Origin of the sequence: Zestosphaera sp. (assembly GCA_038843015.1) — an archaeon.
Taxonomy (GTDB): domain Archaea; phylum Thermoproteota; class Thermoprotei_A; order Sulfolobales; family NBVN01; genus Zestomicrobium.
Genome location: JAWBSH010000006.1, coordinates 17,983 through 30,113, shown reverse-complemented (window position 1 = coordinate 30,113; position 12,131 = coordinate 17,983). Strand labels below are relative to the sequence as shown.

The window sequence follows — 12,131 nt, the reverse complement described above, 5'->3', positions numbered from 1 at the left end:
ACCTAATTATGGTCTGTTAAGTCTCCTGCGACCGATAAAGACTTCCCTAAAAGATCACTTAATCTTAAGGAAGTCTTAGAAAGATGTCTTAAGAGAATCTTGAGTTTAGCCGGTTCAGCAACGTATGCCTGAGAAATCTTGAGTGTGAGCCACAAGAAACCGCCCTCGACCAAGGGGACGCCAACATACACCCACCTAAACCCGCTCTTATACATCAACATAATAAACCCTGCTCTAGAAGGAATTAGCGAGACGTGCTCAGTAAAAGAGAGGAGGTCTTTACTACCCTCAATAAACCCAAGAACATAACCTCTTGAAGCGAGACAAGCGTCAACGAAAACCCTCCCGTCAACGAGGAGACTCAGCAACTCTCTCACAACATCCATCCAGACACCAAGTAAGACAGATACTTGATTCTTTTTAAGTAATAAGCGAAGACTCGACGACTAGTCGACACTCCGAAACAAAACAATAGAGAAGCAAGTGACAGAACACTGAAAACACACCTCAAAAGAGAAGATCGGAGAACCGCAGTATAAGAAACAAACCTTTTAAAAAGACGTCGCCGCCCTCAATCACGAGGTGACTCAAAACGCGCCTAGTCCGAAACTCCAGGAAAACCAAGAAAGGAATAACCGGGATAGAAGCAGCTATAGTCATGATAGCCTTCGTAGTAGTCGCGGCAGCACTAGCCTTTGTAGTACTAAACATGGGCATGTTCACAACCCAGAGAGCAAGAGAAACAATAAACACAGGACTAGCACATGCCTCCTCAGTACTAGAAGTAGACGGCTCAATAACCGCGCTAGTTAACAGCAACGGGAACGGTGTAGAACTAATCAGCATACCTTTAAGACTAGCGCCAGGAAAAGACAACATAGACTTAAACCCAGAGAAGCTAACTGTAGCACTCTTCGTAACTGGCACCACAAGCTTAGCTTATGAAAACATATACTCTAAGGTGATGAGCGGAAGTGACTTCAGCCTAAGTAGTCTTAACACGACGATTGAAGCCGGTAGCAGTCCAAATGCAACCATGGTATTCGTCATAGAGAGGGTTGAGGACACCGTATTATCTTATGGTGAAAAAGTCCTCTTGATTATCAAGTTCCCCGAGGGCTCACACCCAGCACCATACGACAACATAAGAGTCGAGATTAGAACTCCTGATGGTGCTCCACTGACTGTTGAGAGAGTTGTCCCAGCTATACTGCCCTCAGGACAGGCAGTAAGTCTAGGGTGAGGTGTTTTAATTGGTTCAATACCTTGAAGTTCAATCTTTCTTTTTTGGTAGAAAGTCTTCTCGTCATAATACTCTCCCGTATCCTGTTCTCGTAATCACGCTCATTTCGCTTGCTTCAGTTGTTTTCATCGTCTACTTGATTTGGGTTTTGTTTAACGAGGGCTTCTACTACTCTCTCTACTTGTTAATACCTCTCTACATATCTACTCATTTTTTCCTCGTAGGCGTTAAGTCTCTTCTCAAGGGGTGGTCGTGATTGGGTGTGTTGACTCCATGTGGTTATGTGATTGCTTTCTGTGTAGGGTCTTTGTTAAGCCTATACTTAAGAAGTTTTGTCGAGGTGGGGTGAGGCCCGTGGTTGAGTCAGGAGTAGATAATAGGGTGTTAGAAGAAGATTCTAAGAAAGAGTTATCTCAGCTAGTCAAGGCTTTAAGAGAGGCAGTTATAGAGTTGAGAGAGACTTTAGGAGAGCTAGGTAATCCTCTGACTCAAGCCGTCACTGCCAGCAATTCTGAAGAAGTGATTAGTGCTTCAGGCAAGACTGAAGGTAGTGCTGAAGGGGATGACGTGAGGGAGAACGTCCCTACTGAGAAAGAGAAGTCTGTTCCGAGTCTTCTCGAGGTTAGGGGAGCTGTTAAGAAGGCCGGTGTTGAAGGTAAGCAAGCGAATATGAAGAATCTCGTCAAGTTCATGCGCCTAGTTAATCTAATGCTGGACAAAATTGACAAAGATATGCTGATGTACTACATAACGTTCATGAATAAGCTCAAGCTCGTGAAAAACGAGGAACTAGAACTGCTGAAGGCCGTCATAGACTTAGTAGATGAGGCTAGGAAAAGGAGTTTAAGTGTTGAGGAGCAAATAGCTCTGTTTAGTGTGATAGCTGAAAACTTTGGTTTTAGAGATGAGGTAGTAGACAGCGAGTTAATGACTTACGTGCTGAAGCTGATAGTTAGTAGGTAGTCTTAGCGAGGCATCATAGAGCTTGAGTCGCGGGATGCCAGAGCATGGGGTCCTCCGCAGTAATAGTGCATGGGTTGCTCACGATCGTCGGCGTCATCCTAGCCACGGTATTCGGCGCGTTCATAGTTACTAGAATAAACTACGTGAATAACGCTCTCTCGTCAATCCTGAATTCCAAGTTGCAAGAACTTCAGGTAGACGTCAAGATAATAACAGGTTTTTATAACTCTAGCGAGTCTATGTACGTCATATACGTGAAGAATGTCGGTACGCTAAACATACCGTTGAGTCAACTTTACGGCAGAACAGAACTTTATTTAAGTACTTACGACGGTCAAAACTACTTCTTCGTATTGAGTAGTGAGAGCGAGACGAGTAAGTCTCTTATATTAGAGCTAGAGAGAGACGGTATTTGGAGTTCTGGAGAAACCATAATTATTAAGCTAAGCTTCCAGAACAAGCCCTCTGAGCCCGTTAAGGTTAAGCTAGTCCTGCCTTCAGGAGCTTACACGGAGGGGATAGTCCCGGGATGAGAGAGGTGGTTGATTCTGCCAAGCGAAGTAACGATTCCTTCAATCATTGTCGCGGTATTTATGCTTGTGATGATAGTAGCGAGCGTTATCATGAACTTGAATTACGTTTTGATAGTCTTTAGAGAGGCGAGGAGGATGAGTGAGTCTCTCGTTAGGAACGATCGTCTGAAGATAATTGAGGGCCACTTAATAGATGAGACTACGCTAGAGGTTAAGTTAACAGCATTAGAAGACACTGTCGCGCCCCTAACTAGCGTTCAGTTCATCGTGTGTTATAAGGGATTAAACGAGCACGTGTTCACGTACTTACTCAAGTATTCAAATGATGAGGGTCCTGGATGGAGTATTTACGCGATACATTCTGGCAGAGTTGTGAGGAGCCTAGAGGGAAACAATTACTTGATTCCCGGAGAAATAGTCATAGCCAGGCTTAGACTACCGATTCCTAAATCTAGTGAGGGTCCTGTTGTTGTAGTTGTAGTGAGTCCTGGCGGTAGTAAGAGTAGTTGGGTGATTGATGATGCATAGGTGTGTGCCGACACATAATGAAGTTCTAGATTTAAGGTTGGGTGGGGGGTTTCCCCACCCTTCCTACATAGTGGTTGAGGGTGATAATGGTTCTGGAAAGACCGCGTTGATTCAGCAGATTATTTATGGTGCCTTATCAGAGAATTTGAGTTCTTTGGTGATAATTACTGAGAGAACTACTAGAGAGTTTCTCAGTGACGCGGCCGAGATACGGTTAGATCTGAGTAGGTACTTCATAAAAGGCTCGCTGAGAGTCTACACGGCTAACTTAAGAGGCTTGAGGTGGGGTAGGCTAACTAACTCTAAGATTCTCGACATACTGAGTAGTTTCTTCGAGGAACGCTCAACTGATTACGACCTAATCGCAGTTGATAGTCTTACTCACTTAATTCACGGTGTTTGGCTAGGTAAAGTCTTGAATTTTTTCAAGAACTTAAGGCTCCTAGTTAGGAGAGGCAATACTCTAATACTCACGCTACATCCCAGGGTCCTACCAGAAGATATGAGAGCTAAGGTAGTAGGCGTTTCCGACGTGTATATTAGCTTAAGCAACATAGATTTCGGCGGCAAGAATTACAAGGCGCTTAATTTAATTAAGATGAAGGGATTTAATGCTGGTGCTGACTCCTCAATAATCTTCGATATTGATCCTGCTATAGGAATAAAGATAGTTCCGCTTAAAGCTACTAAAGTGTGACGAGGCATGATTTCCTCAAAACTACCTCTACTCGCTAAGTCCTTCAACATAACGAGGAGTTTACGTAAAAAGAGGGCTGTGACTGAGAGTACTGCCTGCCATATTCCTTACTACAGTGATGTAGAGCCGTGGTATCTCAGACAATACATATCTAGAAAGACTTCCGAGTCCGATGACATTAAAGTAGTTGATAAACTTGGTAGCGAGCATAAGTTCCTGAAAAACTACAGTCTTATTTATCCTGTCGGTGGCGGCGTTTTCATTCACGTCTCTAGCAGGAAATTGAGTAGAGGTTACCCAAGCTATGTAGTCATAGAACCTCCCAGACCACCAGAGAAAATCCTTTACTTCGTTGAGGAGAAGGTAGCGAGGCTTATCCCAGAAGAGTACGTGCCTAAGTCTCCAGATGATAAAGTGTGTTTGTTGCTTAGACTAATTGACGAAGTTTATAGTAAGTGGTCTGGAGAATTATTACGTTACTTGAGTGATGGAGTCTCTCGCGAAGAGCTTAAGAGTGTAGTAGCTTATCACGTGGTGAGGGATAAGGTAGGTGTAGGAGTTATAGAGCCTTTCTTACGTGACCCGTACTTAGAAGACATCTCATGCAGTGGGTTGGGAAGCATATACGTCGTGCACAAGTACTTCGGCAGTATGGAGAGCAGTGTGGGGTTCCTGAACGAGAATGAGTTGAACGCGTTTCTAATATCGCTAGCTGAGAAGATAGGTAAGCCCTTATCTAGTGCTAGACCAATAGTTGATGCTACGCTACCTGACGGCTCTAGAATAAACATAGTTTTCGGCAACGACGTTAGCTTAAGAGGCTCTAACTTCACTATTAGGCGAGTTTTGAAGACCCCGGCTAGCGTAACGCAACTCATTAGCTGGGGGACTTTCGACGCGAGAATCGCAGCCTACATGTGGATGCTGTTAAGTGAAGGTATGAGCGGCTTCATATGTGGTGAGACAGCTAGCGGCAAAACCACCTCGCTTACAGCTATGATACCCTTCATAAGACCTTCTGCTAAGATAGTCTCCATAGAGGATACCGCGGAAGTAGTGGTCCCACACCCTAACTGGGTGAGGGAATTAACTAGAGATACAGGAAGACCTGAAAGTAGCGTGTCAATGTTTGATTTACTTAAGTCTGCGCTTAGGCAGAGACCAAATTACATAATCGTTGGTGAGATTAGAGGTGCTGAAGGCTCGATAGCTTTTCAAGCTATTCAAAGCGTTGCCTGGGAGACTCCAGTCTTGATTAAGGAAGTGAGGACTGGCAGAGTAAAGCTAGTTCCTATAGGTGAATTCGTGGATAAGTTCTTTAGTGACGACGCTGAAGGAAAGAGATATGTTAGTGGTTATGAGGTCTTGTCACTCAGCAAGTCAGGCAAGGTTATTTGGTCTCCCATAAACTACGTCCTGAGACATAAGACTAACACGATTTACGAGATAATTTATGAGGGTGGGGGACGTTTAAGAGTCACGGGCTCGCACAGCGTTTTCGTTCTTGACATGAAGTCTATGAAGGTTGTACCTAAGCTCGTCTCACAACTTGAAGAAGGCGATTTCCTAGTCTCTTTCGTTAAGAACTTTGATAGAGCAGGTAGCAAGCAGAATGCCTCGTTTGGTAATCTTAACTTAAGAGAACTCTTCTCACGTCCGATGACTTTATGGTTGATGATTACTAGTCTTCTCAACACTCAAGCTTTTAAGACGCTTGAATCACTTAAAGCTTCAAAAGAATCAATTATTTACTACGTAAGTGATGAGAAGGTTGCTACCGCGGCGACTTGGTTTGCTAGGTTGCTAGGTTTTGAGTCTTATATGTCTGTCTTAAAGGGCAATGAACAATCTTACGAGGTTGTAGTGTGTCTGCCAAGAGAAGAGGTCCCGGTGCGCATATTGGATGCTTTACGACACGTCATTCAAAACTCAAGTATCTCTCTTAACGAGCACAGACTTTTGAGGAAGTCAGGCAATAATTCAAGAGAATTCGTTTCTAAGAAGGTAGTTGAAGACGTAATTGAATCCTTTAAAGAAGACTTAAGCCTCCTTAACGAAAGCGACGCAACTCTCTTAGGCAGGATCAAAACACTCCTAAGAAGTGATTTAGTCTTCCTAAAGGTTCTCAGAATTAGTAAATCTAGGTATGACGGATTTGTTTACGACATATCGGTCCCCGAGTCTGAGTTATTCCTAGGTGGTTTCCTTCCTACAGCTCTCCACAATACCGGTCACCCAGTCTTATCAACGTTCCACGCGTCAGACATCGACACGTTAACACAGAGACTAACTAACAACCCAATAAATATTCCTAAAACTAACATAGGTGCTCTCAACTTCGCCTGGTTTCAGTCAGCTGTCTATACTAAGGAGGGCTTCTTAGCTAGGAAGATGGTTAAGCTCTACGAGGTAATTGGTTACTACCCGCAAAATGACAGCATCATAGCCATACCCGTGTTTGTGTGGGATCCTGTAAATGACAAATTTGTTTTTAGCGGTAGGGGAACTAGCTACCTGCTAGAAGAGAAGATAGCTGTGATGAGAGGCATACCTAGAAGCAGAGTTAGTGAGATTTACGACGAGCTCGAGTTAAGAACTTTATTTATCAAAGAATTAGTTGAGAAGAAAGTTTTTGATTATTGGGATGTGTGGAGAGCTATTATTAAGTCTAGGGAAGTAGGTATCGAGAAAGCTATTGACCTTCTAAGAAAAGGTGCTCTGATTTGATTCTCGGGCTCAGTAGTAGGGTGCTTTTAAAGAACTTAATTAAGAGTTCTGTAATTGTTGCTTCTCTAATATTGGCTTACCTAATAGTTGAGTATGCCGGCTTAGGTTATCCTCTCAACGTGGTTATCATTCTGCTAGTATCGTTTGTTTCTGTTTTCTTTACTTACGCTTACGGCATAGTTAAAGTTAAGTATTTGAGTGTTACTATACCTGACATAGACTTTATATTTATGCTTGCTCACGCGTATTCAGTGTCTACTGGCGGCACCTCTAATCTCAACGTAATTTCTTCTGTGGCTGATTCAGAAAGTTATTCTAAGATAGCTAAGTATATGAGGAAGGTAGTTAATCTTTCTAAGAATTTCGGGTATGATTTAGCTAAGTCTCTCTATATTGTTAGTTCTGAGGTAACTAAGCTTAAGTACTTGAGAGATTTTATGGAGAGATATGCGGCTTCTATAAGAGTTGGTGAGAGTGCCGAGAGATTCATTGAGGTTGAGTTAAGAAATTATATGAGTGTTTATGAGTATTCTTACCAGAGGATTATGGACTCTGTCAACGTGCTCTTAAGTGCCTACACCGCAGTACTTACCTCAGCTATATTCGTTGTTGCTAATCTCTTAGTACTCTCTATAATGTTCGGCGGTGATCTCAGTATTGTGTTGATTTCGTTGATAGGGGTTTTTGCGGCGACAGCCACTATATTAGTGCCTATATGGATGGTCTCGCCTAGAGATATCATCGTCGTGAGTGGGGCTCTCAGAAAAGAAGTTTTAAAGGTCCCTAACTTAATTCTGGTTTTTAGTAGTGCTATATGCTCTATACTAATCGTTTCCTGTTTAACAGGTCTTCTTTCTTTAAGTCTGTATGTGTTGTTAATTCTAGTGGGGGCTGCTCTCTTCATTCCGGGCTACGCGTACGTGAGGATAGAGAAGTTCGTGAAAGAGGTAGATAAAGATTTAACGGTTTTTATAAGGATGTACGGCAGTAATCTCTCTATAGTTCCATCACCTCTTAAAGCTCTGGAACCTCTACTGAGTGTCTTGTTTGGTAAAATCGCTAAGTCTCTCCAGAGACTCAACAGCCTGCTAAGCAATAACATAAGTTTCTCTGTGAGCTTGAAGGAATTCGTACTTAGCACTCGCTCAGAACTCGCTCACCGCATGTCAAGGATTCTTGAAGACACTTTAAGGTTTGGCGGAGACACTTCTAGAACAGGACTTAATCTCTCTGAAGTTTCCTTAATGATAAGTAGGCTGAGATTACGTAGATACCAGGTCCATAAGACTTTCGAGACTTCAACCTACGCGATATACTTGACTAACGTGTTATTAATAACTTTCATCACTTCTTTAATGAAGATCTTCGCCTCAGTATTATCTCAGATACAAACCATAATGCCTTTCTATCCTCTCCCAGAAGCCTTCATAAACTCGATAAACTTGTCAGTAATAGTAGCTATCACCTCAATGAATACCGTCGCACTAACCATAACTAATGGGGGACTTAAACACTCCTCAATCTACTACCTAGCAGTCCTCTTAATGTTGGGGGGCTTCGGCGGCCTTATATCAGATGTGCTGGTAGTGAATTTGCTTCAACCTGTGGCAGAGATGATATCACAACCTATGATACCACTAACTTAAACAATGCTTGAAGGCTTCTTTAAATCTCTAAATCGAGAGCTTAACCAGTTTCAATCTAGAAATAAAAACTAGTTCTAGTTAGGTTTAGATTAGGTGGTGTGATTTAGGAGTTAAAGTGTTTAGGGAGTTAGGGTACGTAGTAATTGAAGGAGTTCTCACAGACGTTTACGATGTTCTAGAGAAGATAGCTAGGGAACTAGGCTCAACTGAGGATATTGAAGATACTTTAAGAATCTTGAGGAATTTCGACGCTCATTACAGCTCGTTAAGAAAGAAGTTCAAGGAGTATATAACACCACGTAAGAGTGAGAGAGACTTGCTCTTAGGGAAAGTTATCGTAGATAAGATTAAGTTAAGAGTGGAGAACAATCAAAAAATAGTTACTGTGGTGTTTGATAAGAGAGTAAATCAAGAATATATACTTAAGTTAATGAGCTGACAGGAAACACAAAATTACTTCTTACTCCTGCTTTCAGAAGCTCTCTTTTTCTGAAGCTTCCTTGTTTTTGGTTTCTGTTCTGCTTTCTTCTGCCTCAATGAGAAGTTCTCTCTCAACCTTCTTATACTCCTTACTACCTCGTCCGCGGTCTCAGGGTTATTAAGCGCTTTCAGAAGTAGTTCTTCAACGCTTATCATAGTCTCTAAAGAATTTATACTAAACGAGATTCTCGGTACCTCAACTTCTTCGGCACTCCAGCTAGTTTCTTCCTCTGTAGTCTCTAGATTAATAATTTTCTCGAAGCTCTCTTCTTCTGCCTCTTCCCCCTCTTCTTCCTTTCTTTTTTCTTCTTCTGACATTCTAACACCTTAGAAGACATCTTTGTGGATATTTATAAATTATACCCCCCACCAGCTTATCAGAGTAGTTAATACTTATATATTTGAGACTAGTGAGTGAGATGCTGGAAGACGCGGCAAGACTGCTGAATGCGGAGGTTGCTGAGTTAGCTAAGAAAGTAGGTCTAGCTGAGTTAACCCCCATACAAGAAAAAGCTATTCCCGCTATTTTATCAGGACATCACGTACTCGTAGTAGCGCCAACAGGTAGCGGCAAGACTGAAGCAGCAATGTTGCCAATACTTACTATGATGTGTAAGAAGAGAAGTGAGGTCTCACCCATAACAGTTATTTACGTGACTCCTCTGAGAGCTCTTAACAGAGACATGCTACGCAGGTTAGGCATCTTAGGCGATATGTTAGGGTTTAAAGTAGCTGTCAGACATGGCGACACGCCGAGTACTGCCAGAAAGTTAATGAGTCTCTCACCACCCCACATCCTGATAACTACTCCTGAGACTTTAGCTTACGTTCTAGTCAACAAAGACTTAAGAAATTACTTAAAGAACGTTAAGTGGGTAGTGATAGACGAGTTTCACGAGCTGATTAATAGCAAGAGAGGGGTTCACCTACTAGCTGATTTAGAAAGACTTGAGAAGATTGCGGGAAGATACCAGCGTGTAGCTCTTTCAGCTAGCATAGGCGACTTAAACAAAGTTAAGAGTCTTCTAGCTCCCGGCAGACTAGTTATCGATGTCTCAATACCTATGTCTAGAGAATCTGAGATTAGGGTAGCTGTCGCGCAATCCAGCTCACCAACAAGTAGCGAGTCCAGAAATGCCGTAGTCGACAAGGTTTTAGAGCTATTAACTAGGTTTAGGAGTGTTATAGTGTTCACTAATACCAGAGACGAAGCTGAGTGGCTTGGAACAATGCTTTGTAAGCGCGGACTCTCGGTTGAGGTGCACCACGGCTCTCTATCAAAGAAAGTCAGGGAAGAAGTAGAGAAGAAGCTCAAGGAAGGTTTGCTAAGAGCAGTTGTTTCTACTTCTAGCTTAGAACTAGGCATTGACGTAGGTCACGTAGACGCAGTTATTCAAGTGTCTTCTCCTAGACAAGCTGTGAAGTTGCTTCAGAGGGTCGGTAGATCATCACATAAGCTGTGGCTGAAGGCAGTAGGGTATGTAGTAACTAGTAAGAACCTAGATGACGCGTCAGAATCTTTAGTCATTGCTAGGAGGACTTCAAACTACGACTTGGAGAAACCGAATATATTTAAAGGGTCTCTTGACGTCCTAGCTCACTTGTTAGTGGGCTTAGGTCTTGAAGAAAACTTCACTCTCGACGAGGCACTCAAGATTCTCAGGAAGAGTTACCCCTACGCAGAACTACCAGAAGAAGATCTTCAAAAAGTCATAGACTTACTGGTTGACTTGAAGTATCTGAAGAGACTACCTGATAACACTTACGCCGCGACTAGTAAGGGCAGGATCTATTATTTGAAAACAACCATGATTGTTGAGTCTTCACAGTATGACGTAATAGACGTAGTGACAGGTAGTCATGTAGGGAGGCTAGACGAGGAGTTCGTTGCTATATCAGCTGACGAAAACTCAAACATTGTTTTGTCAGGCAGGGTATGGAAGGTCCTCGGCATAGATGAAGAAACTAAGAAGATATTTGTGGAGTTGAGTAATGAGGAGGAAGCTTTGATTCCTACTTGGTCTGGCGAGAACATACCTGTTGATTTTAGGGTGGCTAGGGAAGTCTGTGCTCTCAGACGCATGATAGTTTCAGGGAGTGATTTAAGTAATTACTTGAGGTTCGTTGATGACGTCAGCGTCTTAAGTTACTTGAGCACGGTGTTAAGAGATCACGTAGGTAAGGGTTATCCCTTACCTACCGAGAAGGAAGTGCTTGTTGAGGTTAGTCGGAATAGCAACGTCTTAGCAGTTATTCATTCTTGTTTGGGGAGCAGAGGTAATTTAGGTCTTGCTCACGTGGTGTCTTATTACTTGAGTAAGATGCTCGGTGTAAAGCCTGTAATGAAGTCTGACCCTTACAGAGTCTACGTGCTCCTCCCAAGTAGCACTAGCGAGTCTGTCGTGGCAACTCTACTAGAGAATTTACTTAGTAATTTAACTAGCGAAGAGGTAGTTAGTTACTTGAGAGAGTCTTTACTTAAGTCGACTCTAGCCGAGTATGTGGCTAGGAAGGTCTTGGTAAGGCTTGGCATAATGCCTGAAGACGCTCCTTCTCAAGTTATTAAGACCTTAATTAGTAGATACTTAAGTCACGAAATAGTCAGTAAAGAAGTACTTAATGAGATCTTAACTCGCTACGTCGATTCTGAAGTTCTTGAAAGTTTTTTCAGAGGTTTTAAGTCAGGTCACTTAACTAAGAATATCGTGGTAAGTAGTGAGCTGTCCCCAATAGCGTTGGAAGGACTTAAAGTTGCTGGTGGATACGGTAGAGTAGAGGTAGAGAAGCTTCCTAGGAATGTGGTAGTTGAGTTACTCAAGAAGAGATTGCTTGAGAAAGAAGTAAGACTCTACTGTCTTAAGTGCGGTAACAGCTGGCGCGACGTCGTCAAGAACTTACCAGAGAGGGTAACCTGTAACAGGTGTGGTTACTCGGTAGTAGGCACATATTTTGGTAATGAAGACCTAAGTAGTTTAGTAAAGAAGGTCATTAGGTATGGCGCTAAATATGAGTTTTTAGTCAGCGAAGAAGAGAAGAGGAAATATAAGGAGTTAGTAGCTTCTGCAAGACTCGTCTTAGCTTTTGGTAAGAAAGCCGTGATTGCTTTAGCTGCTAGGGGCGTAGGTCCTCACAACGCCGTGAAGGCGCTGAGTTCCAGTAGTGAGGAAGAGTTTTACCTGTCAATTTACGAACTCGAAAGAAATTATGTGAAGACTAGGAGGTACTGGGACGTCGGCAAGTAGACTTAACGTAGATTTAGTTATCTAGGTAAAAGTATTTAAGCACTTATCACCAAAACATTTAGGATCATAGAA

12 protein-coding genes are annotated in these 12,131 nt (G+C 42.5%); 10 read left to right on the top strand and 2 right to left on the bottom strand.

Going from position 1 to position 12,131, the window contains the following annotated elements; all coding sequences use genetic code 11:
* Positions 1-2: 2 nt before the first annotated feature.
* Positions 3-386 carry a hypothetical protein gene (locus QXL29_05530; protein MEM2284053.1) on the bottom strand — a complete coding sequence of 128 codons (384 nt, stop codon included), beginning with the start codon at positions 384-386 and terminating at the stop codon, positions 3-5.
* Between the two features lie 245 nt (positions 387-631).
* Here QXL29_05530 and QXL29_05525 point away from each other — a divergent pair, with 245 nt between their 5' ends.
* From QXL29_05525 to QXL29_05485, 9 genes are all read left to right on the top strand, one after another.
* Positions 632-1,243 (top strand): archaellin/type IV pilin N-terminal domain-containing protein, encoded by a 612-nt coding sequence (locus QXL29_05525; protein MEM2284052.1) that lies wholly within the window; start codon positions 632-634, stop codon positions 1,241-1,243.
* 10 nt (positions 1,244-1,253) lie between these two features.
* Positions 1,254-1,499 carry a hypothetical protein gene (locus tag QXL29_05520; protein ID MEM2284051.1) on the top strand — a complete coding sequence of 82 codons (246 nt, stop codon included), beginning with the start codon at positions 1,254-1,256 and terminating at the stop codon, positions 1,497-1,499.
* 98 nt (positions 1,500-1,597) lie between these two features.
* Positions 1,598-2,206, top strand: coding sequence for a hypothetical protein (locus QXL29_05515; protein MEM2284050.1), 609 nt, complete (start codon positions 1,598-1,600; stop codon positions 2,204-2,206).
* 44 nt (positions 2,207-2,250) lie between these two features.
* Positions 2,251-2,739 (top strand): hypothetical protein, encoded by a 489-nt coding sequence (locus QXL29_05510; protein ID MEM2284049.1) that lies wholly within the window; start codon positions 2,251-2,253, stop codon positions 2,737-2,739.
* A gap of 9 nt (positions 2,740-2,748) precedes the next feature.
* Entirely contained in the window at positions 2,749-3,267 is a 519-nt protein-coding gene (locus tag QXL29_05505) for a hypothetical protein (GenBank protein MEM2284048.1), read from the top strand.
* Positions 3,260-3,964, top strand: a complete 705-nt coding sequence (locus QXL29_05500; protein ID MEM2284047.1) for an ATPase domain-containing protein — start codon at positions 3,260-3,262, stop codon at positions 3,962-3,964. The genes QXL29_05505 and QXL29_05500 overlap by 8 nt, the downstream gene beginning before the upstream one ends.
* 6 nt (positions 3,965-3,970) lie before the next feature.
* Positions 3,971-6,691, top strand: coding sequence for an ATPase, T2SS/T4P/T4SS family (locus QXL29_05495; GenBank protein MEM2284046.1), 2,721 nt, complete (start codon positions 3,971-3,973; stop codon positions 6,689-6,691).
* Positions 6,688-8,337: a hypothetical protein gene (locus QXL29_05490; GenBank protein MEM2284045.1), complete on the top strand. Its 1,650-nt coding sequence runs from the start codon at positions 6,688-6,690 to the stop codon at positions 8,335-8,337. The genes QXL29_05495 and QXL29_05490 overlap by 4 nt, the downstream gene beginning before the upstream one ends.
* A gap of 115 nt (positions 8,338-8,452) precedes the next feature.
* Entirely contained in the window at positions 8,453-8,776 is a 324-nt protein-coding gene (locus tag QXL29_05485; GenBank protein MEM2284044.1) for a hypothetical protein, read from the top strand.
* Between the two features lie 14 nt (positions 8,777-8,790).
* On the opposite strand, the gene QXL29_05480 is transcribed toward QXL29_05485, so the two are convergent.
* Complete coding sequence (locus tag QXL29_05480) at positions 8,791-9,135, bottom strand: hypothetical protein (GenBank protein ID MEM2284043.1); 345 nt, start codon at positions 9,133-9,135, stop codon at positions 8,791-8,793.
* Positions 9,136-9,236: 101 nt separating this feature from the next.
* Here QXL29_05480 and QXL29_05475 point away from each other — a divergent pair, with 101 nt between their 5' ends.
* Positions 9,237-12,059, top strand: a complete 2,823-nt coding sequence (locus QXL29_05475; GenBank protein ID MEM2284042.1) for a DEAD/DEAH box helicase — start codon at positions 9,237-9,239, stop codon at positions 12,057-12,059.
* Positions 12,060-12,131: the final 72 nt, after the last annotated feature.

What these genes read in the sequence shown, in the direction of transcription:
- QXL29_05530 (MEM2284053.1), bottom strand. Translation starts at nt 386, where the DNA reads ATGGATGTTGTGAGAGAGTTGCTGAGTCTCCTCGTTGACGGGAGGGTT.
- QXL29_05495 (MEM2284046.1), top strand. Translation starts at nt 3,971, where the DNA reads ATGATTTCCTCAAAACTACCTCTACTCGCTAAGTCCTTCAACATAACG.
- QXL29_05510 (MEM2284049.1), top strand. Translation starts at nt 2,251, where the DNA reads ATGGGGTCCTCCGCAGTAATAGTGCATGGGTTGCTCACGATCGTCGGC.
- QXL29_05475 (MEM2284042.1), top strand. Translation starts at nt 9,237, where the DNA reads ATGCTGGAAGACGCGGCAAGACTGCTGAATGCGGAGGTTGCTGAGTTA.
- QXL29_05480 (MEM2284043.1), bottom strand. Translation starts at nt 9,135, where the DNA reads ATGTCAGAAGAAGAAAAAAGAAAGGAAGAAGAGGGGGAAGAGGCAGAA.
- QXL29_05500 (MEM2284047.1), top strand. Translation starts at nt 3,260, where the DNA reads ATGCATAGGTGTGTGCCGACACATAATGAAGTTCTAGATTTAAGGTTG.